Source organism: Leisingera sp. ANG-M7, from assembly GCF_000813965.1.
In the GTDB taxonomy this organism is placed as follows: Bacteria; Pseudomonadota; Alphaproteobacteria; order Rhodobacterales; family Rhodobacteraceae; genus Leisingera.
In genome coordinates, this window is the sequence record NZ_JWLI01000013.1 from 17,246 (window position 1) to 42,537 (window position 25,292).

Below are 25,292 nucleotides of genomic sequence, written 5' to 3' on the forward strand. Positions count from 1 at the left end.
GGGCCGCTTGGCTCGTAAGTTTCAAAACCCGCGAGGGGAGAATGGTAATTCAGGGAGCGGTAAGGTCCGGATTGCGCGGCGGCATTTTGCAAGGCTGAGGTGTCGGGTAGCGCTGCTGGTGTCCTGGCGCACGCCCCTAGCAGCAGGGCGCCCGCCCCGGCCAGAAAGAGAGATTTCATGTGGTGTTCCTGAGGAATATCTGCACGGTTCCTGCATTTGCATGCAGGAGGGTGTTAGTGCCCGTTCAAACGGTTAAGATGCCTCAGGCTTTCGGAGGGCGCAGGAGTGCGGGCTGCCCGCGGGACGGCAGCTGTGAATTTTCCTGTTTCCACTGTACAGGCTCCGCCAGGGAAGTTTTCTCCGGCAAGAAGGTCAGCACTGCATCCGCCATGCAGGAGCCTGAACAGCAGCTCCCGATGTCACCGGTCGGAGAATTATCCTGGCTATGGTGCGCGCCGGTCTGGGCTATGTCATGCCCCGTGCCATGCAAGTCTTCACTGGCGTGGCTCTGACCGGTTTGCAAGACTGAAACGTTGCCGTGATGGCCCGAGATGGTATGCGCGGCGGATGGCAGCGAAAATCCCAGCGCAAGGATCACTGCCAATGCAGCAGTCACCCTGATCAGTTGGAAGATATGTGCCACATAAGCCATGAGATTATTTCTCATGACAGGACCGCCGCGCGTCAAGACGGCAATCATGCATTCCGGGCACAAATTTGCGTTTTTCAGAGACGTTTTTCTTAAGTTTTCTGGTCTGAACGCAACCTGCTTATCGGCCCTGCTAACCTTCCTGTGCAGGAGGGTCGCTGTCAGCCGGGGAGGGTGATTCGGGGGTAAACAGGCCAGCATAGCAGGCAATCCTTCTGCACCGGAAAAGCCGGTTCTGCGGACTTGCAATCTCAGGAGACCTTTCGGTCCTTTCCTGCCGTTCGACCAGCAAGAGAAACGCTGCAGCGCGGCCCGTTAAACCTGACGTTGGCGCGTAGCGCAGCGTTTTCTTGCGGGGCAGATTACCTCAGGGCGATCTCCAAACGGGCGCGAATGGCCCAGACGTGTTTTGGCAGGAACTGCCGCTTCTGTCCGGCAACGCGCCCCTTGTGCCAGGCTGGGCGGCACGCGCGAATGGCGGGTAAATTGGCAATAGGCATGATAGGCCATCCGATCCACCACGCCCTGCCACGACACCAACCCGACGTTGGTGCATAATTCTAACATGCTGACCTAGCAGCGCGGCTAGTTGCAGTTAGATCAACCGAGCGATGAGCTGGGGAATTCTTGGGCCGAGAGTGTAGCTTGGAAGGTAGTGCCCTAGCCCGTGCCAGGATGAACGTCCGCAATTGATGGTTTGGCTGGCAAGCCTCGCACGTGCAACATCCAGCACCGCGCGCCTCATTCGGATGTCCGGTTCGGACTGTCCGCCGTCGTTCACACTGGATCTAGCGCGGCAGATGGCTGGAACGAGCCCAAATGCCAAGCTCTGCGGCACACCGGGACGGCAACTTTGGCAAAGTTCTCGGTTTGCTACATCACGCGTTCCGAAACGATCCCTGAATCATTTAGTTGAAACCAGCCAATAGACTCAGCGCGGCTCTACCCCAAACAAGTTGCGCTCCTTTGCCAGGTAGGCGAGGCGCGCGGTAGATTTGCAGCCGAACTTTTGACGCATCCTCAGGAAGCTGGTTTTCACTGCAGACAAAGAAAGCGAAAACTGCTCCGCGATCTCATCATAGGATAGCTCCTGCTGGATATGCAGCCGCAGCATCTCCAGTTCTTTCTCAGACAGGGACGGCGGCGGAAGCAGCGCGTCGAAAAACTCTGTAACAGTCATACCCAGCGTTCGCATCTCGATATCCGAAAGCTCCCTGTCGTGCCGGGCAACAAACACCATAGATCTTTTTGAACCCGTCAGAGCTGCAAACGCTGCACCATAGACCAAGCCGTACCGCTGAGATTTTTCGAGGATTTGCAGAGGGTCAGGCAGATCGACCGCCGACCAGCGTATGGCTCCTTCATTCTTCAGTGCCCAATTGAAAACAGGATCATGAAGGAAATAATTTTCCCGGTCATACTGTTCCTTCCACTTGTCATGGAAGGAGCATTCAAAGTGTTCGTAACCCATGATTGAAAAGTTGACCATGAGTGTAAAACCCGAAGTGCTTACTTCGTTGATCTCGGATCTGCAGGCCGAAAATGCCTCCGCAATTCTGGTGCTGTTAGCACCGTCAGAGGGCAGATTCGTTGTAATTACGGATTTTGGCATGTCTGACGACCACCTCCAATGATTTGCAACTTTGGTTTCTCCAGTGGTGACCGAGGTTGCATTGCCCGCAACTTAGGTCTCATCTGATGTGACCAGGGTTGCTATTAGCATGCCGCGATCCGGTAGTTCTGGACAACCAAAAAACTACCTCTAGATGTATTTGCTGAGTGGGGAAGATCAAAATGCGTACTGGAGATACACTGATGCGAAACGATAACGCCACCATGGTGGCGGCGCCCCACATGGCGATTGAAACCATGGTTGTCCAGTTCGCGCCCGTGCGGTTGCCAAAGGCGCTGAGAAGTCCCGATCAGGATGTGCTGGACGCTTTTATGTCGTTGCGGAAGAGCGTGTTTGCAGAAGGCAAAAACTGGCGCGTGTGGCTGTCCTGCCAAAGCGATCTGGATCAGTACGATCACTTGGACGCCTATTATATTGTCGCCTTTGATCCTGCCACGAACGAAGCGCTGGCCGGGGCGAGGCTGCTGCGCACAGACCGTGGGGGCCGCCATCCCAGCAGATCCGAAACGACGTACATGGTGCGTGACGCGGTCCGTGGCATGCTTCCAGGGCTGCCCACGGACCTGTGTGATGCCGAACCGCCTTGCGACCCCGCCGTTTGGGAGCTCACCAGGTTTGCATCAAATGGCACAGTGGGAGCAGGGCAGTTGGTGCTTCAGCGGCTACGGACATTCCTGCTGGAACAGGGAGGAGAGCGTTTCGTTTTCCTGTCTCCGCCAGTTGTTGCTCGGCTTGCCAAGTCTTCAGGCTTTGCAAACGTTGTCCCGCTTGGCCCGCTTAGCGGTGATCAAAGCGACAAATACCGCGTGTACTCTGCTGACGTTTCCCAACCAAGGAAACAAGAAGCGTGAAACACTTTCTTTCATGCCGCAGGCAGCGCGGCCGAGACGGCAACTATGGCACCAGGCAACAATCCGAGTAATCCCCCATGTTAAAGACTAGTACTCAGCAATGTGTTTTCGACTGGCGGATTCTGTCCGAACTTCAGGGTGTTCCCAGGGCGTCTCAATTCGTTGCAATGGGCGGCGAAGTCAGGCTGGCAAGCTGGGAACAATCAGCCGAGCCCGAAAACCGGTGGTCTGTTCACTTGCATGGCTATTCAGCACGCGGCGCCACGTTGCGGGATGCGCTGGACAGTTGGATTATGATAGCTGGACTAAGCCCCTTCAGCTTGCCATGAGTATTGGTCCTGCAGTTAATGCGCATTGGCTTGCGTCAATCAGATTGCGGATTACGATGGCGCTCTGGAAGCCATGCTGCGCAGCATTTCTTGCCGCTGTCTTAGGATTTGCCTTTCATCTTTCTCCGGCAAGTGCAGAAGCTGCAGCTCCAATCCCGGAAATCGACCAAAGGGTGCGCGATGTTCTAATGCGCAATCCTGAGATTATCTCAGACATGCGGGCTCTCCTTGAGAAAAGAGATGAAGCTACCAATGGCCTTGAGGATCAGAAGTTGATCGCTTCGCTGGCGAACAAACTGTTTGCTGGTCTTGAGCTGAAGGCACCAACCCTAGTTGAATTTTTGGATTATAACTGCAGCCAGTGCAGGAAGGCCCAGTTGTCCGTGGCTGAATTGAAGGCGCAAGTGCCGGAATTGCAGCGTGTGATAATTTTAGTACCTGTTTTGGGTCCTAGTTCTGAGTTTACTGCTAAGGCCGCATTGGCGCTAAAATCCCTGGAGGGGACAGAGGCTTTTTATGCGTTTTCCAACGCAATGATGAAGGTAGAAGGGCGGGCTACCGCGGTAACTGCCATCCGGGTCATAAGTGGGCTGGGCTATGATGCGGAAGCCGTCGCCACAGCAGTCAGGCAAGGTATCGGAGCAGGCGAGTTGCAATTGGCAGAAAGCTTGGCGGCTGCCCTCAATGCAGCGGATACTCCGTTTTTCGTTGGACCTGGAGGCATTATCCGTGGCCTCGCCTCCGCCAATAGGCTGAAGGCAATCTCGAAAACTGCAAACAGGTAACTGCAAAAAATAGATACGCCAAACAGCTCTATCTGTACCTGAGGAGAACGGTCGGCAGGTCCTGCAGCCCGTGAGATTGTGTCAGGCCAAGCCATGGTCAAACTGGATCGGCCCTTCATGTGATATGCGGCAACGTCTGGACTGAGCCGACTGCAGTAGTGACAAAATCTTGCTACGTGCGCACGCAGCATACCGATCCGCTGCACCGCCGGGTTTCACTTGCTGTATGACAAATGAAAATGCGGATATTCCTGCAGGTTGCCCCGGTTCCGGAGCCGCGAAGACTAACAGCGCGGGCTAACCGCCCGCGCCGCTGAGCGCACCTCAATGACCGTTTGCTCTGCAAACAGCCGGGCTGAGTTACAAATCAATCAGCGCGGCTCCTGACTGGGTCGTCCGGTCACCTGTGATCGCGTCCCGCGTAAAGGCCGAAGACAGCTCGCCAAGTTCTTCGGTAGCGAGCCTGACGTCAACCGCCCCGGCGTTTTCGATCGGCCGCTCCGGGTGGCGCGTTCCCGGAATGGGAACGATCCCCTCTCCCTGTTCCAGCAGCCACGCCAGCGTTACCTGGGCCGGCGTTGCCTGGTGACGGGCTGCGATGGTCCGCAGCAGGTCCACTGTTTCAAGATTCCGCAAGAGCGCTTCGGTGCGTAACGGGGATGGTCCGGTGGAAATCGACTGCGGGCAGGTCATCTGCAGATTGAAGTTTGCCGGTCAGCGCGCCGCGCCTCAGCGGGCTGTAAGGAACAAACCCGATCCCAAGTTCGGTGAGAAGCGGCAGAACCTCTTTCTCCGGGTCCCGGCTCCTAAGCGAATACTCCGACTGGATTGCTGTGACCGGGTGGGTTGCATGTGCGCGGCGGATTGTGTCCGGCGCAACTTCGCAGAGGCCGATGGCACGCACATTCCCTTCGTCAACAAGCCGCACCATTGCGCCCACCGTGCCCTCGATAGGCACATCCGCATTGCGCCGGTGCAGGTAATAGAGATCAATCGTTTCAACCCCAAGCCGGCGCATGGAGGCTTCGCAGGCCGCTGACACATACTCCGGCGAACAGTCGACGGGGCGCGCGTCCGGATCCGCGGACCGGAGGATCCCGAACTTCGTGGCAATTGTCACCCGGTGCCGGCGGTCTTTGAGGAACCCGCCGAGCAGCTCTTCGTTAGCGCCGTGGCCGTAGATGTCGGCGGTATCAAGGAAGTCGATACCGCGTTCGAGCACCGCATCAAGTGTCGCAGGGCTGTGTCCCTCATCGGAGGGACCATAGAATTCGCTCCTGCCCATGCAGCCAAGCCCAAGTGCGGAAACAGTCGGGCCTTTCCGGCCGAGAGTGCGCCGTTTCATGATTTTTCCTTTCTTGTACGGGCCACCGGGGCGCCTGCGTCAGCAGCCACTGCCGGGTGGTGGGACAATATGTGGCGGGCTGGAAAGGGCTGCGCGGCCTGACCAGGATCAGGTGGAGGCGATCGCGCGCATGCCCGGCCCTAAAGTTGGGGAGCAGGTTTTATCTGTGGGGGGGCTGCCTGAAGCGGCCTCGAACTTGCAGTTCATTGGTGCGCCAAGTCCGCACCCGTTCGGAATGGTTGCGCTGGCTAGCGGGCGGGGCCAAGCCGCTCTTTTGCTGCCGCAGCCACCGCCCGTCCCAGGGCATCATGCATTTGGGCCGTTATGTGGACACGATCGATGCTGTCGATTGTGACGGCTTCGGAAGCATCGAATACATCAAGGCCAGAGGCAGCCCCTGCCGCAATGATGGATGCCGACACAGCGCGGCGCCGCTCTTGCGACCCCTCGGTGACGCCGGAAATCGGCGTGGCGGAGGTATCCCCGATGGCAGGCGGTGCGACTACCAGGATAGATGGGGCAGGGTAGGAAGTGGCGACCCCGCCGTTGATTGAGCGGATTTCGTCCACCAGCCTAGCCATGTTTGCCCCGGCTGCAGCCGGGGCAACGGCGAGGTCTGAGCGGGCATCGTTGGTGCCCAGCATCACCACGACCAGGTTCAGCGGCAGCGCCGATGCAACCGCGCCTCTGACGTCTTCCAATCCGGAAAGGGCCGCACCCGGGATCCCGCTCTGCGCCTCCGGATAAGGCGTGTTGACGGTCCGGCCGCTCAAGCCGTCGACGACGATTGTGGCGTCGCCAACGGCATCCTCAAGCGCTGACTCCATCACGCCGGGCCAGCGCACGCTGTCCGGATGGCGTGTGGACGGGAAACCGGCCTCGGCGGGGACCCACCCCCAGGTGTTCGAGTCCCCGTAAACCAAGATCCGGGGTTCAGCTGCTGCAATGCCCGCGCTCAGCAAGGCAAGCGCCAAGGCCGTCGAGGGCGAATAGGTCATGAAATGTCCTTCGGGGTATCTGGAAATCTGTATGTGGCCGCCGGGATGATGGCCTAACGGAAGCCCCGCCGTGTCTATCATCCCGGATTTTAATGTCTTACGGCCAAATATGACGATCCATTTCCCGACTTCGAGAAGCGGCCATGGACTGGGATGATCAGAAGTTTTTCTGGCCGTCGCAAGAGACGGCACACTCTCGGCGGCGGCTGAACGGTTGCAGACGACACCTTCCCGTGTGTCGCGCCAAATCGAAGCGCTGGAACGGGCGATCGGCCTGGTATTGTTCCGCAAATCACTTGACGGCTACCGCCTGACTGATGAAGGACGGGGGCTGGTGCCGCGTGCGGAGGCTGTCGAAAGTGCGGTCCAGGCGCTTGGGGCCACGACGTCTTCCGGGGTCGAAGGCCGCGTTCGGCTGGCCACCACAGAAAGCATCGCCATGCACCTTCTTACCCGGCCGCTGCGTGAATTGCAGGATCGCTTTCCCGGTCTCCGGCTGGAACTGCCGGCAAGCTCCTCTGCCGTTGACCTCCTTTCGACGGAGGCAGACGTCGCGCTGCGGCTGGTGCGGCAGCAGGCCGGCAACCTGTCAGTGCGTAAGCTTGGGTGCCTTGCCTTCGCTGCGTACCGGGATGCTGACGGGGCCGGTGAGCGCGGCTTCATCTCCTGGATGTCCGGGATGGCAGATCTGCTGTCAGTGCGCTGGATTAAAAAATCCGGCGAACCGGTCGTCATGAAGGCCAGTTCGCTGAGCGTGTAGCATGAGATGGCGGCACAGGGGCTTGGCCGTGCGGTGCTGCGGTGTTTTCTGGGTGACCCTGATCTGCGCGTCGTGCGGACCGGCGGTGTGATCAGCGAGGCTGGACAGGATATCTGGCTGGTCATCAACCGCGACCTTGCCGACTTTGCCCGTGTCCGCTGTGTGGCGGAAGCGGTCGCTGCAGCAATCGAGGCCCGGCGCGGCCTGATTGAAGGGCGTGAATGCGAATGACCCTGTTCCAGGTTGAACGGCGGAGGCTGCATGTTCCCTGATAGGTGCCCGCCCGGAACCCAGTCCGGAAGCGGCAATTTCTTGCGGTGCGCTTGCGGCACGCCGATCCAGTGAACAGGCGAGCCGTTGACAGGATCACATGCGGTCCTCTGACCTGATGTGACGTTTCATCCGCCCAGACTAGCCTCAATGACCCAATAGGGTGTTTCGCGGCCGATCCGGTCCGCCAGGAAATCAACAAAAGCCCGGGTTTTTGCAGGCATGTGGCGCCGTTCCGGGAACACCGCGAACAAGGATTGTTCAGGCAGCGAGTAGGCTGGAAGCACCCGCACCAGACGGCCCGCCGCCAGATGAGCACCAGCCACAAAGATTGGCAGATGCCCGATCCCCAGCCCGTCAATCAGGCTGTACACAGCGCTTCGCTGTTGTTGACACACAGTCTTTCTTTCATGCAAACTCGTACGTCTCCCTCTGCACCACGAAGTATCCATTCTCTCGGGTCGCACGAATAGCTGTAATGCAGGCAGCCGTGCTGCAGCAGGTCTTCGGGGTGCTGTGGCGTGCCTGCCTGAGACAAGTACGCCGGCGCCGCGGTGAGAACACTGTGAATGGGCGCCAGCCTGCATGCAATCAGGGCGGAATCCGGCAGGGTGCCTGCCCGGATGGCCATGTCGAACCCGGCTTCAACCAAGTCCGCAACCCGGTCATCCATGGTCAGATCCAGTGTGATTCTAGGGTAGCGCTCCAGAAGATCCTTGATCAAAGGCGCTACATGCAGCCACCCGAAGGACATCGGCGCGTTGACCCAGAGCCGGCCTGCGGGCTGCCCCGCATGGCAGTGATAGCATCCTCCGCTTCTTGCGCCGACCCGAGCGCCTGCACCGCATGGGACAGGTCGATCTCACCGGTCTCGGTCGAAGACATGCTGCGTGTCGAGCGATGAAACAGCTGCAGCCCAAATGCGCCTCTAAGTTGCCGATCCGCTTGCTGACAGCGGACTTTGTGATCCCCAGCTGCCGGGCAGCGGCGGCAAACCCGCCGGCTTCTGCAACCGCAACGAAAACCAGAATGGCGCCAATCTCAATCATGCGGCTCTTTCCATTGTCAACTTCTGCTCACCCTGAAGTTTCCCGATTAGAGGATTAAAGCGGAAGCGGGAGCCAATTAGATCTTTGCCAACTGTCAGACTACCTGAGGCCGCCATGTCCAAAACGTGCATCAATGGAAGTTTGTGCGGCATGCCAGCATCCTCTGCCAGCCATCTTCTGGCACAAGCTGGCTAATCGCGAACGGAAAACTCCCTGGCGTCCTCCAGCGCCTCTCAACCTCAATCCAGGAAACACTCGAATGCAAATCACAGCTAAAGATACCAATGCCCATACTGCCCTGATCGACGGTCTTTATACTGCAGTGGACGCGATGAACGCCGAAGCGGTTGCCAGCTTTCTGACCGATGATGTGATCTTCCGGCTGGGCAACTTCGACGCCATTTCAGGCCGCAAACCCGTTGAGGACGCCAACGCCTCCTTCTTCACCACGATCAGCGCGATGAGCCACACAATTACCGGCATATGGTCGAGCGGTGACGCTGTGTTCTGTGAGGGATCTGTTCACTATACCCGCAAGGACCAAAGTGAGCACAAGGTTCCCTTTGCAACGCGCCTTGGCCTTCGCGGTGGCAAAATCGCGGACTACAATGTCTATGCGGATATCTCAGGGCTGTGAGCCATTCCGCAAGCGCGTGGCCGCCCTTCAAAGCGGGCACGCGCCCCGGACCGGTTGCTAGGGCAAAACGGGGAGCTGACGGAGCGCAAGCTCTGCCACGCTGTGCAATTCGTCAGCTGCTGCGCCGTCACGGGCCTGGGCTGTTAGCCCCTGTATCAGCACCGCAACGTATTTCGCCAGCAGATCCGGTTCAGTGGAGGCAGGCAAATCCCCTTCGTCAATACCGCGCCGGATCCGGTTTGCATTCATGGCTTCGCTGGCCTGCCGGTATCCGGCCGGCAGGTCCTGCGCGCCCAGACTGCCCTTTCCGCAATTGGTTGCGCCGCTGACGAGCAGACAGTCCCAGGGCCGGTCTTTGGCGGAAAAGGCACCGATGGCCTCGAACACATAGCGGCGCAGGACCTGCGCGGCGGTTTGTTCCCCGTCAAGGGCGCGGGGGGCGTAGGCTGCAACGCTTTGCGCATAGTGGGCGGCGCACCGTTCAAACAGTGCCTGTTTGTTGCCAAAGGCCGCGTAGATGCTGGGGGGATTTAGCCCCATGGCCGCGCTGCCGACCAGCCAGGTTGTGAAAATCGCCGGTACGGTTTCCTTCACCGCAGCGGCTGCGGTGCCTTTGACCGGCAGCACCGCGCTGGCGGCGCTTCAGGCGCTGGGCTTGCCGCCGGGCGCGTCTGTCCTGTTCAACAACCCCAAAGGGGCGGTGGGGGCATGGCCGCTGCAATCGCGCCTCTTCTGGGGTTTGAACTGGCGGCACCGGGGGCGCAGCAGGTGGATGGCGCCATTGATGTGCGCGGCCGGGACCATGCGCATCAGGCCTTTGCCGCGGTGAAGAACGGCGTGGCCTATGCAACCATCGTGCCTGAGTGGTGGAAGCCCGGCGGGGTGTTTACTGCGGCGCGCGGCATCACCCCGGTGACAGTTCAAAATCCCGCCAATCAGCAGGTTCTGCTGCCTTTGGCGGATTGGCTGGCCCGGGGCGTCTTGGATCCGGGTATTGAGCAAATCATGCCGCTGGACCGGATCGCAGAAGCGCACCGCCGGCTGGAGGCGCCCGGTCACTCCGGCAAGTTTGTCCTGGACAATATTTGCTGACACCTGCAGCGAAAGGCACAGGCGGGGCCGTCCCAGCTTGTGCCGGAATTTGTGCTGCCGAAGGGTTCCGGATAGTTACTCGGCCGCGTGCCCGCCCATTGCCGCAGCCGCCCGGGCCAAACACTGCTGCGCGTCTTCCATGAGGTCCGCGAGAATGCGGCCCGCAGGTGCCGCCGAGCGGATCAGGCCGATGCCTTCGCCAGCGAAAGCCGTTGCCACTTCCGGATCACCCGCATCCAGAGCCGCCGACCATTTTGCGGCTTCAGCATCTGCTTCCTTCCTCAAGGCCGCTTCGGAGCCGTGCCATTTCTGAATGAAGGAATTGCGCAGCACGCGGCCATTGTAGCGGGCGGGCCAGTCATAGCCGCGGACCACGTCGACCACCTTGGTGCGAATCGTATCGTCACCGGTTGCCGCCAGCGCGCGGTCCAGGATGCGCGGATGCACCAGCGCCTCGTGCGACGCCCAGAACCGGGTGCCGATCACCGCCCCATCCGCGCCCAGCATCAGGGCCGCCGCCAGGCCGCGCCCGTCGGTGATCCCGCCGGCGGCGCAGAGCAGCGCCTGGCTGTTGCGGCGTGCGATGTCATCCGCGATTTCGGGAACCAGCGCAAAGGTGCCGCGCGCCTCGCCGTGACCGCCGGCATCCGCGCCCTGAGCCACGAGGATGTCCGCGCCGCAGTCCAGCGCCTGCCGGGCATCGCGCAGGGTCTGGACCTGGCAGATCAGCGGCACGCCGGCATCCCGGACCGCAGGCGCAAAGGGCGCCGGATTGCCGAAGGACAGGAATACTGCTGCAGGATCCTGCGCCAGTACCAGATCAAGCAGATGCGGCTGTTCCGCCAGCTTCCAGGTGATCAGCCCGCAGCCCGCGCGGGCCCCCTCGGCGGCGGCGAACTGCTGTTCGATCCAGCCGGCATCTCCATAAGCCCCCCCGATCATGCCCAGCCCGCCGGCCTGGGTGACGGCGCGGGCCAGCGCGCCGCCCGCAGCAAAGGCCATCGGCGCCTGGATCACCGGGCAGGCAATCCCCAGCGCCTCTGTCAGCCGTGTCTTCATTGCGCCTGCTTCCGGTACTCCTGAACTGGCAGGCCGCCCACGCCCCAATCCTCCAGAGGAACCTCGTCGATCACAACAAATGTGGTTGCCGGGTTCTTGCCCAGAATGTCCTGCAGCAGACCGGTGACCCCGGTGATCAATTGCGCCTTCTGTTCTGCGCTTGGGCCTGTCCCCTCAGGGCCGCCCTCACGGGTGACTTTGATATTCACATAGGGCATCGGTTAGTCCTTTCGCGGAACATAGGAGAAGACTTTCGCAACGATGCGCCATTCGGCACCGTGGCGGACAAGGGTCAGCAGATCGTGGAAGTCCCGGCCCATCATGGTCATCCGGGCGCTGACATGGGCCAGCCGGTTGCTGGCAAAGGCGATCTCCAGGATCTCCTCTTCGCGCGGGTCGCCGCGTTTGGACGGCGGCTCGCGTCCGTCGACCCGGGCCATGTAGGTTTCCAGATCCAGATACAGCTCATCATCTTCAGTGGCGCAGACATAGGCCAGCTGCGGGTGAAAGACCTTGCGCAGCATGGTGCTGTCGGCGTGATGGAGACCCTCGAAATAGGCCTCCATCAGTGCGCCGACCACCTTGTGATCGGCAGGCGTCATTGGATCAGCCCCTCTGCGCGCATTGCGGCCTGGGCGGACGGGCGATTGGCGCTGCGGCTTACAAAGGCGGCCAGATTGGGCCAGCGGGAGAGGTCGATGCCGGTGAAATTGGCCCAGTTCGAAACTACGAACAGATAGGCATCCGCCACTGAGAACTGATCCTCAACCAGCCATTCGCGGCCATCCGCCAACTGCGCCTCGATCAGATCGAACTTGCCTGCAACTGCGGTGCGAGCTTCGTTTTTGCCGGCCTCGGACGTACCGTCTCGGAACAGCGGGCCAAAGGCCTTGTGCAGCTCGGTTCCGATCCAGTTGAGCTGTTCCTGCATCCGTGACCGGGCCAGGGTGCCTGCGGCCGGCGCCAGGCCCGCCTCCGGGTGGCTGTCGGCGATATACTGCAAAATGGCCGGCCCTTCGGTGAGGATGCCGCCGTCCTCCAGGTCCAGGGCCGGAACATAGCCCTTGGGGTTGATTGCACGGTAATCCGCACCGCCTTCGGTCCGGCCTGCCGCGGTATCGACAGCCTCGATTTCAAACGGGCGGCCGGTTTCATGCAGGGCGATGTGGCTGGCCATCGGGCAGGCGCCGGGTTTGTAGTAAAGTTTCATGACAGTCTCCTGTGTCGGTGATGCCCTCTGGATACCGCCTAGAATGATTTATTGATAATATTGTGTTTTCAGCATAACGATTGAAAAATCAGATCATGTTGAGACCCGATGAAACACGACCAGCTCCTTGCCCTGGAGGCGATTGTCTCCACCGGAACCTTTCGCGGCGCGGCGGAGCGGCTGCATAAATCGCAGTCCGCCGTCAGTCACACCATCCGCCAGCTGGAGGAAGAGCTGGAACTGGAACTGTTCAGCCGCGAGGCCTACCGCCCGGCGCTCACTCCGGCAGGTGAAATCTTCTACCGCGAGGCGTCGCGGGTGCTGCGGCAGATGCAGGGGCTGAGATCCACAGCGGCCCGGCTGCGCGCCCGGGAAGAACCGGAGCTGACCGTGGCTGTCAGCGCGACGATGGATCTGGACTCCTTGCTGCCTGCCCTTGCCGACACCGGGCGGTGCCACCCGGCGACCCACCTGCGCTTGCGGATGGAGATGATGGGCGGACCGATTGCGCGGCTGATGGAGGGCAAGGCGGATATCGCGCTGGCCTCCCTGGACGGCGTGCCCTTGGACGATGTGGAGGCGGAGCCGGTTGCCGAGGTCACGATCCGGCCGGTGGCAAGCCCCGGCCTAGGCCTGCCCGCCGGGTCCCGCGCCTTGTCAGCTGCCGAAATGCAAAGCCATGTTCAGGTGGTCGCGGCCGGGACTGGCGGCGCGGCCCATGAGCAGAGCCGCGACTTGCTGCCAGGCGGGCTGAAATGGACCGTCTCCGACCTCGCGGCCAAGAAAAAGGTGATCCTCGCCGGGCTTGGCTGGGGCGGTCTGCCGGATCACATGACAGAACAGGAGCGGCGCTCCGGAACGCTATTTTCTCTGAATCTGGAAGGGTTTCCCCTTCGCCGGACAATGATTTTCAAAATGAGACGGAGGGACCAGCCAGTTGGTGTTGTTGCCGATGAACTGTGGAGTAAAATCGGGCCTGCTGAGCTGGCATAGCGCCGAAAGCTTCCAGCTCGGCGGCCCCCGGTCCTAGAAGCCAGCCGCAGCGAAATGGCGGTTTCGCGGACCCATTGAGTTGAACAACTGCGAAAGATCCGTGAGGTGCCGTTGCCGCGCCGCCATAGACAGATATGTTGTCTACTCTCGGGTTTCGACGGAACAGCAGGGGCGGTCCAGCCAGGGGCTGGAAGCACAACGGGCGAGACGCGGGCTATACTCGTATTCATGCCAGAAGATGTGCGCCTTGGTTTCACCGGTGCTCGTCTGGAAGCGATCTGCTCCATTGAATCTGATGGTGAGAAAATCCCCCGCGGTCTGCAGTTTTCCGTCCGCAATTTTGATCCAATCCGCCACATCCTGTAGGAGGCTTTGGGGACACAACAGCTAGTCATCCCCACGTGTCTGTAGGTTTTCGATCAGCTCTTTCGTCGAAGCCATGTTCTTCAGGTAAAAGCGTTCCAGCTGATCTACCGACGTGCCAGCATTCTTGGCCAAGGTGGAGGAAAAGCCATTCGCGGCAAGCGCTTGAAAATTAATCTCTTTTTCTAGAAAAATGGTGCCCGGGGGCGGAATCGAACCACCGACACGAGGATTTTCAATCACATTACCAAAAGTGATTTCAAGTAGTTAGATGATGTTGCTGAATTTTGTGTAAAACTTTTGCTCTGAAGATAGTTCAAGCATCTAGAGGCCAGAAGTTCAAAGACGCAATTATACCACCTGGAAACCAGCCACTGTAGATCACACACAGCACCCGCTGGGTGAACGCTAACCCAGGTAATGCTAGCAAAGAAAACCCGAGTGCGAACAGTACTAGCACTAAATAAACCCAAAACCGCGAGGTATTACGGTCCTGCGCGCTGTAGTAGCTACTAAGCACGTCCATCTTTAGTTGGCCGTCATCATCTTTCCGCAAGCCATCTGAGGCAGTTTTTATGCTTTTCGAGCGGTCCAGCCACGGAGCTCTTTCAACAAGAGCTTTTGCTGCACTTGGTCGCCGAGACTTAATGGTTACGTACATGGCCCTCAGATTTCGAGCCGAAACGCTATCAAGAGAAGTCGTCACATAGTCTTGTTTGTCACTTGCGCTCTTTACCACTGCTGGGGCGAAGACTCTAAATGCGATGACCCCAAGGCCCAAACACATCAAGCCAAGATAGAGTACGTTCAAACGAGTAGAGAAATCGAACCATGGGCTACAGACTTGCGCAGAAGCCTGCTTTTCTAGCAGCCCCCCAAGACCACCTAGATAGTTTTCAATCTCGGCATGGTAGAGGACTAAGTACCCAATAAACGGCGCGGACATCGAAATTGTCGCCGGGGCGCTTTGACCAAAGCCTCGAAGCAAGTGCCAATTGATGACACGTTTTCTCCACCCCTCAGGCGTCCAACCCACATTGTTTTTTTCTTTTCTAAATATCAAAAGAGCGTCATCCGACATTCAAATTCAATGTTCTATTTTCGTGAGTGTAAAAATCGCCGACTGTTATCCCTGGCTTGTTCAGCTCATCTGCAATCATAGAGGTAGCGATAATAATCTGGTTGCTAGAGGCGGCATTGATAGATTTCTCATGCAATATCCTCTGGAAGTTTTTACTGCGATCAGGCTCCATCCCCTTATCCTCGACAGTATCCATCAGCATGAACCGAGGATGTGAGAACGAACGTGAATTCGCAGCTGCTACGGCAAGTGATGCAATGAAACTGTTTCGAAGATACACCATCGAACTCGCCGAAAAGAAAGATTCTCCATTAACATTCAAGCGATCACCATCAAATTCAAATCCAACAGTTTGCGCATTCGTAAAGGTAGATTGACGCTCGAGATCTCTCCTAAGGAAATCCAGAACCTCGCTTTCAACAGTTCGCCTAGCACTAGATATTTGCTCGCGATTTCGCCGCTCTGAAACTTCGATAGTTGCTTTTGCGTCATCAATCTGCCGTTGCAAATCATCCCTACGCTCCTGCGCCTCCCTCAACTCGGCGATGGCAGCCTTGCGAGTCGCAAGCTCTTCGAGCTTTCTTTGCGAGTACCCGGCTTCTCGGTTGAGTTTACGAAGCTCTGTACGCAGTTCAGTAGTCGGGCTTCGAACAGAAATTGTATAGTGACGCCCCGCTTGTTCCCACAGCTCAGTTTTTGCAGTTAACTTAGCCCGGAGATCCGTTATTTTTTGATGCCTCGTGACCTGCAAATCCAACGAGCTTTGACGCTGGCGGGCATACTCATTTATTAGCCGAAGAGCCCGTTCTTTAGTCTTTTCGTGATCGGTAGCTTGCTTACATAGTGAGCATGCACCTTCAACTTCAACTTCGGTCACGGGAGCAAAGCATGCGGGACAGAAATCAAAAGCGAGGGCATTCAACTCATCGACAATGAGTTTGGACTCATGCAAAGCGTCGAGCTTCTTTGTTAAAGCTTCGATAAATTCATCAGAGTCTGCGGCATCCAGCTCTACAGCCTGAAGCTCAGATGTAATATCGGCAATTTCGGCTTGCAAACTTTGCAATCTTGCAAAGGTCTCTTGCTGGTCGTTGAGTGACAACCTGTCCTCAAATTGAGCCGAGAAGATCCTAGCTTCGATTCCTTCGATTTGAAGGTTCAGCTTGTTCAGATCATCTTCAAGGCGCTTTTGCTCCTGATTCACCCACTCCAAAGTAAGAGGATGGCCATCCCTTCCGTGCACACGAGTGAGTGTAGAGATACGTTCCACAGCCCCCTTAATCTCGGCCTCAAGTGCTTTTAGCTTAAGGCGAGCAGAATAATACTCTTGACTATAGGCACCAAGAAGTAGGTCCCCAACTGTTTGCCTAGTTATAGCGTCGTCGAAGGGTTGGTTTCTGAAAACCTTCTCAACAGTGCTAAGCTGGTCAGAATACAAGAGTCTTAAAACTTGATTCATTGTAATTTTAGTATTGGTCTCACCGTACTGAACCTCTGGGAGACCAAGGAGGCGGAATATGACTTGCGAAAAGCTCTCAGATTTTCCTCTTCGAAATGAATATCGTTCCCAGCCTTGTTCCGCATATTTATTAGCGTCCTCCGCAGGGCCAAAGAAAATCTTCATAGGCTGTGAAGACTTACGCTCAACCTCCCTTCGGAGCGTCAACTCCTTGCCGTTGAGCTTCACTCCCAGAATGACCACATCGCAAAGAAGAGCCGCCTCTCTCCATTGGTTTTCTAGGAGATCACCCCCCAAACCAAAAAAGATGAAGTCCATAATCGTTGATTTTCCGGAACTGTTCTCACCTCTAATGATGTTGAGCCCAGTGTGGAATTTCTCATCAAAGACAGCTTGCCCCCGACGGAGCACCGTAAGAGACGCTATTTCAAGGCTGGGCTTATACGATATCATAGCTATAGTCACCTAATCTCGTCCGCGCGAAGATGCCGTCTTTTCCGCGCTCATCTATTTGCGGAAGCTTAGTGGATAAGAAATCCACAAGAGATGCATGCGCACTAGTAAATGTATCAATGGCTTCTTGCATTCGCCCACTAATTGAATCTCGAACCAACCGGATTTCCTCGTTTTTCAACTCAGTCGCGTCGATCATTTTAGCTCCCGATAAAGCACTTACTGCAGCAGCGTGAATAATCTCCATTCTTTCAAATACCACTCGGTCGCTGGGAACGCGTTCGTATGAACTAGGTGTGTAGTTCTTAACAAGCGAGTTTCGATCCCTCGCAAATCCTTGTACATTTCTGGGAGCTTTCAAATCCTGCAGTGCCCAAGGGAAGCATAGGAAAAAGTCGGCCACCCTGGCGGACCGATAAGAGAGCTGAGCACCCTGAGCAGAGTTCAGAAGAACAAGGTATCTAAACACCGTGTGATAGGGGTCATAGGCGGACGTGTAGGACAACGAAAACATTATTTCCACCTCACGAAACACCGGTCGGCAAGCCAGTATATCATGCCTCGCACGTGCGCATGATTGATGGTGAAATGCTCGAAACCTTCCCCCATATCCTGGAGGGTGGGTTGAACAATCTTTTCCTCAATAATCCCGTCGACAGCCCTCCGATCCATTCCGGCCTCGCTCGCGTGAGGGGTGATGTGATGTTCGAAAACGTCATTGATCCTTGCAAGAAACAACGCAAAAATTCGCTGTGCAGAAGGGTAATGCTGCATCCTAAGAAGAAGCTTGGCAAACAACTCCTTCTTTAGTTCAGCACTTTCAATTTCGTCTTCACGTTCAGCATCGGTCAGCTTGTCTTTCAAACCTACGACACCCGAAGTTGAGCGATGATCCTGGAACATTTGCAGGTCATCGATGAAACCTTCTACTCCAGGGCCGCCCTCGTCGATTTCTTTACCCAGACGCCTCAAGAGACCGGGTATCTGTGAATGGTTGCTCAAACGGATAACCTAACTGCGTCGTCTTTTGGCCATTGGGCAGAATCAACCTAAGGCACAACTAGCTAGCGTGCAATCAATCAAATAGAATTTTGCATCTGGTTTTTTCCTAAGGCCGGGATAGCTGCTCGTGGTGCAAGTGTGCCAGGAACGCCAGCTAGGACCACCTAACCTTCCGATCGTCACTCAAGAAACTAGAAGCTCTTCAGCTTCACCACATTAGCTGCTACGACTGCTCTCGACATGGCAGACGCGGCCATGTTGGGGCGTGGAAACCCCTCTGCAACTAGGCCGTAAACTCGGCTGAACACCTTTGACCTATGGTCGGGGTGCCTGTGTTATACAACAGGCTCCGGCTAAAGGCACAGGGTCCGTGTTGCAGCGGATTTCCAACACCCCGATCACCAGTCAACCGCGAGGGCGCTCGCTGATCGGGGCGCTATGCAGGCAAACACACCAAACCCTAGCCGGATGGCAGGCATGGCGGTCAGCAATACGGATCGGTTTGTCCGTGATGTGTGCTGCAAAGCCGTCCCAACTTTTCCAACGTCAGCCCATTTGAACCTGTTGGCCTTCAGCCGTTCAGGAGGGATCGCCTTCTGGCCAAGGAGCGGAATTACCCAAAACACGGCTGGCCCTCGGCGGGCCAACGGCTGCCAAGAAATTACGGAGGTCCGGTGTGACTGAAGCGACAACAGAATGGTTTTACATCATCGGCGGTGAGCGTCTGGGGCCGGTTACCTTCCCTGACCTGAAAGCACGCTACGAGAACGGCGAACTGACGGAAAAGACACTTGTCTGGACCAAGGACTTTGCCGACGACTGGAAAAGGGCTGCCGAAGTTCCTGGGATGCGAGAGCCGAGTGAACCGCCGCTGATACCGGCCACTGAGATACAAAACCATTGGCTGTACATGCTGATTTCAGTCCCTCTGGTGATGGCCTTCGCCGAGGTCATTTTGCTGAGGCACGGCACGGCTTCCTTCAACACGGGTGGCCTGCCTGGACTGTCGTTCCTGCTGTTCTTCTTTGCCAACACGATCTGTGCGCTGCTCGACCAAAACGCTGTTGAACGGAGTGGTCGCAGGGATGCCGTGAACGGCTTGTTGCTTTGGATTCTCCTGCTCGTCCCAGCATATATCTACTTGCGCTCGAAGCGGACAGGTCTGGGCAGCGGGCCATTAGTCGCGTGGATTGTTGCCCTGGTGCTAGGCGGCTTCATTACAGCGGCATGGCCAGGAGGCGTCTATGCCGGGGCGGGTTTGCCGAAGTGCGACAGCAAGGCATCCTTGAGCATGGTTGAGGACCTCTACCCTGACATCCCGATCAACTTTGGTAAGGCCAAGGCGGTCAGCATCACTGGTGTTGAGCAGGTTTCGCACTCAGAAACGCTTGGCCAGCGAAAGTGCCGGGCCGTCGTGACCAACACCAGCGGCATCGACACACCAATCGCCCTCACGATCTCCGAGCAGGACGGTCAGTACTATTTCCACGTGCGCTTTGATGGCTTCTAGGCGCCCGGGTACCCACATTTCTAACAAAGAAAGCGCTCCCTCTATGACAAGATTTTTTAAACTCGCCGCAGCAACAGCAACACTCCTGACAACACAGGCATGCATCCCGGCATCGGTCCCTATCAGAAACGCTGATGGAGAGGCGTTGATGGTATGGTTTTACCCGGGCGGCGAAATGCTACCCGACCTTCTGGTGATCAATGACGTCAACTACTTCGGCAAAGCCCAGTACCAGTTTGACGACAATCTAGGGGATATCGGGTTCCGCTTCAAAACCGGTGAGCGCGTCCGGGCTGAGTGCATTGAGGCCGGGAAGGACATACTCGGCCAGGACCAGTGCCTCATGTATAAGGTCTTCTGGAGCGACTTTGACCTGTTTCCGGTGGGTACCATCGCTCCCAATCCGATCATCTGAACCGAAGGCCCAGAAAGCGATGGCGCTGTCAGGTTTGAATTTCTCTGGCGGACTTGGGCAAAATTCCCAGGGGCGGCAGAAAAGCGATGCGCAAGTAGGCTTTAGCAGCCTTTGCACGAACGCTGGCATTCCGGGGGCCGCTGGCTCACCTCGTCGCCGGTTTGATATCCAGGAGCTTTGTGCCGTTAAGGCAGTCCAATCCCCGAACCCCTAGCTTGCCCTCTGCAATCCATTGAATCGGCACTGTTGAGGCCGCTATTGGGTTGGGCCGATGCGGTGAACGAAGGGCGAATGTGCCAACCTCTCTTCCGTCAGCACGCGGTCCGTGCGCTTGAGTGACCAGAGTTCTGTCAACACCCTCGAACCAATACAGCAAAAGTACCGATTGGCCCACTCGCAGACCGTTCAGGCCGGGTGCAAACGCTGCGTCCAAGATGACCTCACATTCAGGCCCATCCGACTGGGTATTGTTCGGACAATCTTCCAGTCGCTTGTAGGGCGTTTTGATACAGCCGATCTGGTTGAGTTCAGCCATAAGCCTCGCCTCCATAATCATACTTTTGAGTTTGATTATCTTGTGCTTGAGCTAAGGTCAACATTTTCATACTAATGAGGATGATTATTCGGAGGCTAGCTTTAGCACTATGGGTAGAATGGAAGAAAAGAGAGAAGCGAAGCGCCTCTCAATCTTGAACGCCGCGCGGGAAGAATTTCTCTCAGCAGGCTATGAAGCCGCAAACATGGACAGGATTGCGTCACTCGCGGCCGTTACCAAACAAACCGTCTATCGCTATTTCCCGTCCAAGATCGAGCTGTTCGAAGCTACTGTCAGGTTTGTGGGGCAATCAAGCAATGCTGACTTCGTGCGTCACCTGAAAGATCCTGACACCCGGGCAGCGTTGGAGGGCTTCGCCCAGGGATTTATACGCTGGCACATTGCAGATGAGCCCTTGCGCATATTCAGATTGCTGGTCGCCGAAAGCGCCAAGTCGCCTGAGATCATAGAGAGCTTTTTTGCCGTGGCGCCGGATGAGACGAGTGCGGCTTTGTCACAATTTCTGAAGGAACGGCTATCCGTTGCCGATCCAGATGAGGCTGTGCTTCTTTTTACGTCGATGCTTTTCGCGTTCCGGGATGACGTTCTGTTCGGAAGAGGGCGACCGGACGAACAAGAAATCGTCCGGCTCGCTGAGGCCGCTACACGTGTGCTGCTGGCCGATCTAAAAAACGGCTGATCAAGCCGCCGAGCTTGAATGCAGGCTGGCTGCGATAGCATGGCTTCGCAGGATTTTTTCAGCCGATCTTGCGTCGAAGTTCTCTACGACGGAGGCTTGCACCGACGGTCTGTCAAGGATGTTCATTGACCACCTTGCGACATTCGGCAAAGCGTCAAGAATACCCGCAGCGAACTGGCCATCAAGCAAGGCGATGGACCTGAACACGGGTGCAAAGGCCCCATCAATCAAGCTGAAAACTGGGCCATTGAAAAATGTGTTCTCGCCAATCGTTTCATCGAGGGCACGGAGCTTCGTTCTCAGCTTCATTTTCTCAGCGTGGAATACATCCTGGCTATCCGTGGTTTTCAGCTCGTAGATGTGATCCAGCAGATCATAACTGCGGCTGATCCACATACGGTTTTGCGCTTTCAGGAAGGCATCTCCAGGATGCAGGTCGTCGCTGGTTGCCTCGTTGACGAATTCATTTATGGCAGCGGATTCAAAGAGAACCTTACCGTCCGCCAACAGAAACGGCGTCATGCCTTCCGGTGAAACCTGGCGCACCCAGTCCGGCTTTTCGCCGGGCTCGATGTAGGTCACGGTGAATGCGGCACCCTTTTCCACCAAGGTAACAATCGCGGGCTGGATGAAAGGGCAAAAGTCATAACCCACGATTTCAAGTTTGATCATGGCAGCCTCTTAGTTCTGGATTTGGTCAGGATGATCAGTCAGCGCTTGCTGTGCGTGCAGCAGGGCGCACAACGATGCCGAGCGCTTACCCGAACCGCAGAAGGCTAAGACCGGGCTTCCGAGATCACTTAGCGCTTTGACGAATGCCGCCACATCGCTACTTGAAACCGCGCCAGGCTGAACTGGCACATAACGCAATTTCAATCCGATTTTGCTTGCAGCTATTTCAAGGTCAGCAAACCTGGGCTGATCCGCGCTCTCACCATCGGGCCGGTTGCAGATGATCCCCTTGAACCCTGCGGCCTTAACTGCCGCCAGATCACTCACTGAAATCTGCGGGCTCACACTGACCTTGGATGAGATCCGTTTAATGTCCATCTAAAGCTCCTTGTCAGAAAAGGCGGTTGCAGGCGGAGAGAGCTGAAGCCTGCCAGCTTCAGCCTTCCTCTCTGGTTAGATGCAGTGTGTAGGCCACGATCGTGACCAGGATGATGGCACCGCCGACCAAGCTGTTGGCACCCGGCACCTCAGTGAAGAAAATGAATGCCCAGATCGGAGCCAAGACAGTTTCCAGCATCAGCGTCATCGACACTTCGGTCGCAGTGGCATAGCGGGTTGCGACCATCGACAGAACCCGGCCAAACGGAGCGGTAAGCAGGCCCATCGCGCCCATGATCAGCCATGTGTTCAAGCTGAAGGCCGATGGCTCGGTGAAGAAGAACATTGTCAACGCCAGCAGGAAGCCTCCAACACCCACTGCCCCCATGCGGCTCACGTCGGGAAACTTGCGTAAGAGTGTCATCATCAGGGCGAGGCACGAGACCGCAAACACAGCCAGCATGTCTCCGAACCAGTTGCTGGTGCCGGTCGAGCCAGACACCACAACTGCAATGCCGGCAAATACGCCGACAATGGCAAACAATGTTTGTCCGGACACTTTTTCACGCAGGAATATCCAGCTGAACACCGCTGCAATCGCTGGTGTCGTGCTGAAGATCAGGAACGTGTTTGCGACAGAGGTGTTCTTAATCGCGAATACCAGCCCGCTGGCGCTTCCCAGCATTAAGATACCTGCTGCCAGCAAGGGCCACCCGCTTTCACGCAATACCTTAAGAACACCTCTCTTGTCTTTCAGCTGAATGACGACAGCCATTGAGATCGCGGTGAAGAGGCCGAAGAGGAACGAGGTTTCAAGTTCTTCTACGCCGGAAAACCGGATGAAAACCGGATCGAGGCTCATCAGCGCTGCCCCAATGAGCGCGATTCCAATGCCTTTGAGCCGCACGTTCCGGCTAGGTTGGATGCTTGTTGTTTCAGACATTGCCATACCCTTCGTTTTGCAGGAGGGGCCAACGATGTGCGGGCGCCCCAAAATCATACTTGCAAGTTTGATTATGGGGATTCGGGTCGCTAGTCAATAAAATCATACCACGTAGTATGATTTTTGTGGTACGGTAAACCCAAGCAGCAATAGCAGTCGCTCAGGAAAGTCGCAGCATCTCGCAGAAAGGGCTCGGACCACACCTTCGCGGCGATTTACACCAATGCCTGTTTTTGAGCGAGAGCAACAGCCTTACAGCCTCAACCAGTTGAACTCCCCGCCAACCTCCCGGACGCCGTCTAAGACAAACCAACGTTTGTCGGCTACGGAGGGAGCGGAATGGCAGAATATGTTGTCTACTATCGGGTTTCGACAGAACGGCAGGGACGGTCCGGCCTGGGGCTGGAAGCACAGCGGGCGATGGTTGAGCAGTTCCTTCAACCCGCCGACAACGTGATCGCCGAGTTTACCGAAATCCAGTCCGGCAAACGTGACGACCGGGCCGAGCTGTGGAACGCGATCAACCTCGTCAAGAAAACCCGGTCCAAGCTGCTGATCCCGAAGCTGGACAGGTTCTCCCGGAAGGTATCGTTCATATCAGGGATCATCGACCAGGGCATTGAGCTGACCGTCTGCGAACACCCGAACGTGTCGACCTTCTTCCTGCATCTGCTGGCCTGCTTCGCCGAGGAAGAACGCCGCCAGATCTCTGAGCGCACCAGAGCCGCGCTCAGAGCCGCCAAGAAACGGGGAACCGTGCTTGGCCGGAACGCCCAAGCCTTGGCGGCTCAACGGCGTTTAGAGAAGCGAGATTTCTTCGAGACAATACGCCCTGAGTTCGAGCAGGCGGTTGCCGAGGCGGGGTCGTTCTCGGGCGTGGCACGGTTGTTGAATGAGCGGAGGGTGACGACATACAAAGGTGGCCGCTGGCATCCCCAGACGGTTAAGAATTACGCTGTATTCACGGACGGCAAAAAGTTGGGGATTCCCTGATTTGCTTACGGAAAGTGACCACCGTTAAAAATCTATGCGTACTGGAATCACTCACTTTCGAATGAGATATGCCTCTCTTGTTCGAGAACGGGACCTGCGCCCCGCACATGAGGGTTCCTCCAACTTATTCCTCCCGCTCGATTTCGCATGAAATGGCCTTGGACCCAGTGCGCACGACGTCTCGCTTTGCTCTGCTCATCGCTGGAATTTGTTTCTTGAGACGCCTGAACTTGGCGTTTTCCCAGATCACCGAGCTTAACTTTTATGATCGTTCTGTTTGGCAACGTCCGGCCTGACTTTTGCGCGCGGCGCCTTTCAGCTCGGGGGTACGCTGGCACTTCTTCTTTTTCCAGCATGGCTTTGCGCTCGAACAGTATCGACATACCGACGGCTATGCTCAGAAAATCAAAGCAGAGGGATTTCTCTTGCTTAACTGCAGCGTCGTCGGAGATGGCGTCGCCGCTCGCACGGGCGAGCTTCAGCGTCGGCGAATGCAAAATGTCAACCGAAGCCCCCTGAGACTTGAAAACAAGAAGATTTGGTAGCAAGCCGCCTTTGTTGGCATGATACACTTGAGTGTAGAGGGTGTCTTCGTCTTGGGTGACCAGCGCAGCGGGCCACAAGCCTGTTGCAGGTTCAGGTACCGTCAAGAGCATTGCTGGAAAGGGCAGCCGAACACTACTGAACATGCTGTCGAGGCCGTCATTCTGCATTTGAGCTGACAGGCTACGGAGCATCAGTTCTGCCTGCTCATCAATTTGATATGTTTGCGCGATATCGAAGATTTCTCGCTGCCGCTCCCCATGGAAATCAAGCTCCTGAAGAAGGTCAGAGGCGAGAGCAGCGCGTGACATGCCTTTCAGAGAAAGCAGGATTGAGGGATAGTGGTCATAAAAATTCAGAAGATTGGCGAGCATGAATCAAACCCCAAAATGTGCTGTGCAAAGCACCGTACATTCTTAGAGACCCGAGCCAAGGTCATTGGCCGTAAATTTGTCATCACCGCTCTGCACATTCCACCTCTTTGACTAAAGCGCCAATTGGCCCCAGCACGTGGACCAAAGGGGGCAAAGACATATTCGCCTCCACCGTTTCCAGGCTGAACGCCGCCTTCAGGGGCAAGAGTTG

Annotated in this window: 32 protein-coding genes and 1 pseudogene; 11 read left to right on the forward strand and 22 right to left on the reverse strand. The window is 56.8% G+C overall.

Features of this window, described 5'->3' with window-relative positions; genetic code table 11:
• Nucleotides 1–262: 262 nt before the first annotated feature.
• Together RA26_RS15555 and RA26_RS15560 are read right to left on the reverse strand one after the other, a co-directional pair.
• Nucleotides 263–700: a hypothetical protein gene (locus RA26_RS15555; protein ID WP_152612631.1), complete on the reverse strand. Its 438-nt coding sequence runs from the start codon at nt 698–700 to the stop codon at nt 263–265.
• A gap of 880 nt (nt 701–1,580) precedes the next feature.
• Nucleotides 1,581–2,261, reverse strand: coding sequence for a helix-turn-helix transcriptional regulator (locus RA26_RS15560; RefSeq protein ID WP_082015846.1), 681 nt, complete (start codon nt 2,259–2,261; stop codon nt 1,581–1,583).
• A 203-nt stretch (nt 2,262–2,464) separates the two neighbouring features.
• On the opposite strand from RA26_RS15560, the gene RA26_RS15565 reads away from it, so the two are divergent.
• Nucleotides 2,465–3,133 (forward strand): acyl-homoserine-lactone synthase, encoded by a 669-nt coding sequence (locus tag RA26_RS15565; RefSeq protein ID WP_039185081.1) that lies wholly within the window; start codon nt 2,465–2,467, stop codon nt 3,131–3,133.
• A 385-nt stretch (nt 3,134–3,518) separates the two neighbouring features.
• Nucleotides 3,519–4,247 carry a DsbA family protein gene (locus tag RA26_RS22710; protein WP_193747627.1) on the forward strand — a complete coding sequence of 243 codons (729 nt, stop codon included), beginning with the start codon at nt 3,519–3,521 and terminating at the stop codon, nt 4,245–4,247.
• Between the two features lie 360 nt (nt 4,248–4,607).
• Here RA26_RS22710 and RA26_RS23360 read toward each other — a convergent pair whose 3' ends face one another.
• From RA26_RS23360 to RA26_RS22155, 3 genes are all read right to left on the reverse strand, one after another.
• Entirely contained in the window at nt 4,608–4,865 is a 258-nt protein-coding gene (locus RA26_RS23360) for an aldo/keto reductase (protein WP_206540436.1), read from the reverse strand.
• Nucleotides 4,866–4,869: 4 nt separating this feature from the next.
• The gene (locus RA26_RS15575; protein WP_206540437.1) at nt 4,870–5,592 is read right to left on the reverse strand and encodes an aldo/keto reductase; all 723 of its coding nucleotides are present in this window, start codon (nt 5,590–5,592) and stop codon (nt 4,870–4,872) included.
• Nucleotides 5,593–5,840: 248 nt separating this feature from the next.
• Entirely contained in the window at nt 5,841–6,590 is a 750-nt protein-coding gene (locus RA26_RS22155) for a GDSL-type esterase/lipase family protein (protein WP_052272449.1), read from the reverse strand.
• Between the two features lie 169 nt (nt 6,591–6,759).
• Between RA26_RS22155 and RA26_RS15585 the strand changes: the two genes are divergently transcribed.
• Both RA26_RS15585 and RA26_RS15590 read left to right on the forward strand, forming a co-directional pair.
• Complete coding sequence (locus RA26_RS15585) at nt 6,760–7,350, forward strand: LysR family transcriptional regulator (RefSeq protein WP_275041646.1); 591 nt, start codon at nt 6,760–6,762, stop codon at nt 7,348–7,350.
• 6 nt (nt 7,351–7,356) lie between these two features.
• Nucleotides 7,357–7,581 (forward strand): hypothetical protein, encoded by a 225-nt coding sequence (locus tag RA26_RS15590; protein ID WP_039185087.1) that lies wholly within the window; start codon nt 7,357–7,359, stop codon nt 7,579–7,581.
• A gap of 167 nt (nt 7,582–7,748) precedes the next feature.
• Here the strand turns inward: RA26_RS15590 and RA26_RS23445 are convergent.
• Together RA26_RS23445 and RA26_RS23220 are read right to left on the reverse strand one after the other, a co-directional pair.
• Nucleotides 7,749–8,374, reverse strand: a pseudogene (locus RA26_RS23445) (substrate binding domain-containing protein).
• Nucleotides 8,313–8,669, reverse strand: a complete 357-nt coding sequence (locus RA26_RS23220; protein ID WP_241482661.1) for a helix-turn-helix domain-containing protein — start codon at nt 8,667–8,669, stop codon at nt 8,313–8,315. The pseudogene RA26_RS23445 and the gene RA26_RS23220 overlap by 62 nt, the downstream one beginning before the upstream one ends.
• A gap of 259 nt (nt 8,670–8,928) precedes the next feature.
• Between RA26_RS23220 and RA26_RS15600 the strand changes: the two genes are divergently transcribed.
• On the forward strand, nt 8,929–9,306 hold the full coding sequence (locus tag RA26_RS15600; RefSeq protein ID WP_039185089.1) for a nuclear transport factor 2 family protein: 378 nt from the start codon (nt 8,929–8,931) through the stop codon (nt 9,304–9,306).
• Between the two features lie 57 nt (nt 9,307–9,363).
• Here RA26_RS15600 and RA26_RS15605 read toward each other — a convergent pair whose 3' ends face one another.
• Nucleotides 9,364–9,933 carry a TetR/AcrR family transcriptional regulator gene (locus RA26_RS15605; RefSeq protein ID WP_241482662.1) on the reverse strand — a complete coding sequence of 190 codons (570 nt, stop codon included), beginning with the start codon at nt 9,931–9,933 and terminating at the stop codon, nt 9,364–9,366.
• A gap of 81 nt (nt 9,934–10,014) precedes the next feature.
• On the opposite strand from RA26_RS15605, the gene RA26_RS15610 reads away from it, so the two are divergent.
• On the forward strand, nt 10,015–10,398 hold the full coding sequence (locus RA26_RS15610; protein WP_039185091.1) for a zinc-binding dehydrogenase: 384 nt from the start codon (nt 10,015–10,017) through the stop codon (nt 10,396–10,398).
• Nucleotides 10,399–10,473: 75 nt separating this feature from the next.
• Here RA26_RS15610 and RA26_RS15615 read toward each other — a convergent pair whose 3' ends face one another.
• Genes RA26_RS15615 through gstA form a run of 4 tightly spaced genes read right to left on the reverse strand, consistent with a single transcriptional unit; the run spans nt 10,474 to nt 12,667 of the window.
• The gene (locus RA26_RS15615) at nt 10,474–11,457 is read right to left on the reverse strand and encodes an NAD(P)H-dependent flavin oxidoreductase (RefSeq protein ID WP_039185092.1); all 984 of its coding nucleotides are present in this window, start codon (nt 11,455–11,457) and stop codon (nt 10,474–10,476) included.
• On the reverse strand, nt 11,454–11,675 hold the full coding sequence (locus RA26_RS15620) for a tautomerase family protein (RefSeq protein ID WP_039185094.1): 222 nt from the start codon (nt 11,673–11,675) through the stop codon (nt 11,454–11,456). Before RA26_RS15620 ends, RA26_RS15615 begins: the two co-directional genes overlap by 4 nt.
• A 3-nt stretch (nt 11,676–11,678) precedes the next feature.
• Nucleotides 11,679–12,059 (reverse strand): nuclear transport factor 2 family protein, encoded by a 381-nt coding sequence (locus RA26_RS15625; RefSeq protein WP_039185096.1) that lies wholly within the window; start codon nt 12,057–12,059, stop codon nt 11,679–11,681.
• Entirely contained in the window at nt 12,056–12,667 is a 612-nt protein-coding gene (gene gstA / locus RA26_RS15630) for a glutathione transferase GstA (protein WP_039185097.1), read from the reverse strand. The genes RA26_RS15625 and gstA overlap by 4 nt, the downstream gene beginning before the upstream one ends.
• A gap of 108 nt (nt 12,668–12,775) precedes the next feature.
• On the opposite strand from gstA, the gene RA26_RS15635 reads away from it, so the two are divergent.
• The gene (locus RA26_RS15635; protein ID WP_039185099.1) at nt 12,776–13,660 is read left to right on the forward strand and encodes a LysR family transcriptional regulator; all 885 of its coding nucleotides are present in this window, start codon (nt 12,776–12,778) and stop codon (nt 13,658–13,660) included.
• A 387-nt stretch (nt 13,661–14,047) separates the two neighbouring features.
• On the opposite strand, the gene RA26_RS23225 is transcribed toward RA26_RS15635, so the two are convergent.
• The 5 genes from RA26_RS23225 to RA26_RS15660 form a co-directional block, all read right to left on the reverse strand.
• Nucleotides 14,048–14,266, reverse strand: coding sequence for a hypothetical protein (locus tag RA26_RS23225; RefSeq protein WP_039185101.1), 219 nt, complete (start codon nt 14,264–14,266; stop codon nt 14,048–14,050).
• 73 nt (nt 14,267–14,339) lie between these two features.
• A complete protein-coding gene (locus RA26_RS15645; protein WP_152612635.1) occupies nt 14,340–15,104 on the reverse strand; it encodes a hypothetical protein in 765 nt (254 codons plus the stop codon).
• A complete protein-coding gene (locus RA26_RS15650) occupies nt 15,094–16,881 on the reverse strand; it encodes a hypothetical protein (RefSeq protein ID WP_039185105.1) in 1,788 nt (595 codons plus the stop codon). Before RA26_RS15650 ends, RA26_RS15645 begins: the two co-directional genes overlap by 11 nt.
• A gap of 121 nt (nt 16,882–17,002) precedes the next feature.
• A complete protein-coding gene (locus RA26_RS23390) occupies nt 17,003–17,530 on the reverse strand; it encodes an ABC-three component system middle component 5 (RefSeq protein ID WP_039185108.1) in 528 nt (175 codons plus the stop codon).
• Nucleotides 17,530–18,018 (reverse strand): ABC-three component system protein, encoded by a 489-nt coding sequence (locus RA26_RS15660; protein ID WP_152612638.1) that lies wholly within the window; start codon nt 18,016–18,018, stop codon nt 17,530–17,532. Before RA26_RS15660 ends, RA26_RS23390 begins: the two co-directional genes overlap by 1 nt.
• Nucleotides 18,019–18,694: 676 nt before the next feature.
• Here RA26_RS15660 and RA26_RS15665 point away from each other — a divergent pair.
• Nucleotides 18,695–19,528 (forward strand): DUF4339 domain-containing protein, encoded by an 834-nt coding sequence (locus RA26_RS15665; protein ID WP_039185113.1) that lies wholly within the window; start codon nt 18,695–18,697, stop codon nt 19,526–19,528.
• Nucleotides 19,529–19,676: 148 nt separating this feature from the next.
• Nucleotides 19,677–19,943, forward strand: a complete 267-nt coding sequence (locus RA26_RS15670) for a hypothetical protein (protein ID WP_039185116.1) — start codon at nt 19,677–19,679, stop codon at nt 19,941–19,943.
• A gap of 145 nt (nt 19,944–20,088) precedes the next feature.
• On the opposite strand, the gene RA26_RS15675 is transcribed toward RA26_RS15670, so the two are convergent.
• Nucleotides 20,089–20,478 carry an SAM-dependent methyltransferase gene (locus tag RA26_RS15675; RefSeq protein WP_241482663.1) on the reverse strand — a complete coding sequence of 130 codons (390 nt, stop codon included), beginning with the start codon at nt 20,476–20,478 and terminating at the stop codon, nt 20,089–20,091.
• Between the two features lie 118 nt (nt 20,479–20,596).
• On the opposite strand from RA26_RS15675, the gene RA26_RS15680 reads away from it, so the two are divergent.
• Nucleotides 20,597–21,178: a TetR/AcrR family transcriptional regulator gene (locus RA26_RS15680; protein WP_193747628.1), complete on the forward strand. Its 582-nt coding sequence runs from the start codon at nt 20,597–20,599 to the stop codon at nt 21,176–21,178.
• Here the strand turns inward: RA26_RS15680 and RA26_RS15685 are convergent, their stop codons facing one another.
• From RA26_RS15685 to RA26_RS15695, 3 genes are read right to left on the reverse strand one after another with little or no spacing between them, the layout of a single operon-like run.
• Complete coding sequence (locus RA26_RS15685; protein ID WP_052272450.1) at nt 21,179–21,850, reverse strand: glutathione S-transferase family protein; 672 nt, start codon at nt 21,848–21,850, stop codon at nt 21,179–21,181.
• A gap of 9 nt (nt 21,851–21,859) precedes the next feature.
• A complete protein-coding gene (locus RA26_RS15690) occupies nt 21,860–22,228 on the reverse strand; it encodes a TIGR01244 family sulfur transferase (protein ID WP_052272451.1) in 369 nt (122 codons plus the stop codon).
• 58 nt (nt 22,229–22,286) lie between these two features.
• Nucleotides 22,287–23,171, reverse strand: a complete 885-nt coding sequence (locus RA26_RS15695; RefSeq protein ID WP_152612639.1) for a DMT family transporter — start codon at nt 23,169–23,171, stop codon at nt 22,287–22,289.
• 339 nt (nt 23,172–23,510) lie between these two features.
• Here RA26_RS15695 and RA26_RS15700 point away from each other — a divergent pair, with 339 nt between their 5' ends.
• Nucleotides 23,511–24,164: a recombinase family protein gene (locus tag RA26_RS15700; protein WP_039185125.1), complete on the forward strand. Its 654-nt coding sequence runs from the start codon at nt 23,511–23,513 to the stop codon at nt 24,162–24,164.
• A 47-nt stretch (nt 24,165–24,211) separates the two neighbouring features.
• On the opposite strand, the gene RA26_RS15705 is transcribed toward RA26_RS15700, so the two are convergent.
• Nucleotides 24,212–25,081 (reverse strand): hypothetical protein, encoded by an 870-nt coding sequence (locus RA26_RS15705; RefSeq protein WP_039185127.1) that lies wholly within the window; start codon nt 25,079–25,081, stop codon nt 24,212–24,214.
• Nucleotides 25,082–25,292 lie beyond the last annotated feature (211 nt).

Excerpts from the sequence above, each read along its gene's own strand:
- RA26_RS15555 (WP_152612631.1), bottom strand. The coding sequence starts at position 700 with ATGATTGCCGTCTTGACGCGCGGCGGTCCTGTCATGAGAAATAATCTC.
- RA26_RS15560 (WP_082015846.1), bottom strand. The coding sequence starts at position 2,261 with ATGCCAAAATCCGTAATTACAACGAATCTGCCCTCTGACGGTGCTAAC.
- RA26_RS15565 (WP_039185081.1), top strand. The coding sequence starts at position 2,465 with ATGCGAAACGATAACGCCACCATGGTGGCGGCGCCCCACATGGCGATT.
- RA26_RS22710 (WP_193747627.1), top strand. The coding sequence starts at position 3,519 with ATGGCGCTCTGGAAGCCATGCTGCGCAGCATTTCTTGCCGCTGTCTTA.
- RA26_RS15575 (WP_206540437.1), bottom strand. The coding sequence starts at position 5,592 with ATGAAACGGCGCACTCTCGGCCGGAAAGGCCCGACTGTTTCCGCACTT.
- RA26_RS22155 (WP_052272449.1), bottom strand. The coding sequence starts at position 6,590 with ATGACCTATTCGCCCTCGACGGCCTTGGCGCTTGCCTTGCTGAGCGCG.
- RA26_RS15590 (WP_039185087.1), top strand. The coding sequence starts at position 7,357 with ATGGCGGCACAGGGGCTTGGCCGTGCGGTGCTGCGGTGTTTTCTGGGT.
- RA26_RS23220 (WP_241482661.1), bottom strand. The coding sequence starts at position 8,669 with ATGATTGAGATTGGCGCCATTCTGGTTTTCGTTGCGGTTGCAGAAGCC.
- RA26_RS15600 (WP_039185089.1), top strand. The coding sequence starts at position 8,929 with ATGCAAATCACAGCTAAAGATACCAATGCCCATACTGCCCTGATCGAC.
- RA26_RS15610 (WP_039185091.1), top strand. The coding sequence starts at position 10,015 with ATGGCCGCTGCAATCGCGCCTCTTCTGGGGTTTGAACTGGCGGCACCG.
- RA26_RS15615 (WP_039185092.1), bottom strand. The coding sequence starts at position 11,457 with ATGAAGACACGGCTGACAGAGGCGCTGGGGATTGCCTGCCCGGTGATC.
- RA26_RS15620 (WP_039185094.1), bottom strand. The coding sequence starts at position 11,675 with ATGCCCTATGTGAATATCAAAGTCACCCGTGAGGGCGGCCCTGAGGGG.
- RA26_RS15625 (WP_039185096.1), bottom strand. The coding sequence starts at position 12,059 with ATGACGCCTGCCGATCACAAGGTGGTCGGCGCACTGATGGAGGCCTAT.
- gstA (WP_039185097.1), bottom strand. The coding sequence starts at position 12,667 with ATGAAACTTTACTACAAACCCGGCGCCTGCCCGATGGCCAGCCACATC.
- RA26_RS15635 (WP_039185099.1), top strand. The coding sequence starts at position 12,776 with ATGAAACACGACCAGCTCCTTGCCCTGGAGGCGATTGTCTCCACCGGA.
- RA26_RS15645 (WP_152612635.1), bottom strand. The coding sequence starts at position 15,104 with ATGTCGGATGACGCTCTTTTGATATTTAGAAAAGAAAAAAACAATGTG.
- RA26_RS15650 (WP_039185105.1), bottom strand. The coding sequence starts at position 16,881 with ATGGACTTCATCTTTTTTGGTTTGGGGGGTGATCTCCTAGAAAACCAA.
- RA26_RS23390 (WP_039185108.1), bottom strand. The coding sequence starts at position 17,530 with ATGTTTTCGTTGTCCTACACGTCCGCCTATGACCCCTATCACACGGTG.
- RA26_RS15670 (WP_039185116.1), top strand. The coding sequence starts at position 19,677 with ATGGTATGGTTTTACCCGGGCGGCGAAATGCTACCCGACCTTCTGGTG.
- RA26_RS15675 (WP_241482663.1), bottom strand. The coding sequence starts at position 20,478 with ATGGCTGAACTCAACCAGATCGGCTGTATCAAAACGCCCTACAAGCGA.
- RA26_RS15680 (WP_193747628.1), top strand. The coding sequence starts at position 20,597 with ATGGAAGAAAAGAGAGAAGCGAAGCGCCTCTCAATCTTGAACGCCGCG.
- RA26_RS15685 (WP_052272450.1), bottom strand. The coding sequence starts at position 21,850 with ATGATCAAACTTGAAATCGTGGGTTATGACTTTTGCCCTTTCATCCAG.
- RA26_RS15690 (WP_052272451.1), bottom strand. The coding sequence starts at position 22,228 with ATGGACATTAAACGGATCTCATCCAAGGTCAGTGTGAGCCCGCAGATT.
- RA26_RS15695 (WP_152612639.1), bottom strand. The coding sequence starts at position 23,171 with ATGTCTGAAACAACAAGCATCCAACCTAGCCGGAACGTGCGGCTCAAA.
- RA26_RS15700 (WP_039185125.1), top strand. The coding sequence starts at position 23,511 with ATGGCAGAATATGTTGTCTACTATCGGGTTTCGACAGAACGGCAGGGA.
- RA26_RS15705 (WP_039185127.1), bottom strand. The coding sequence starts at position 25,081 with ATGCTCGCCAATCTTCTGAATTTTTATGACCACTATCCCTCAATCCTG.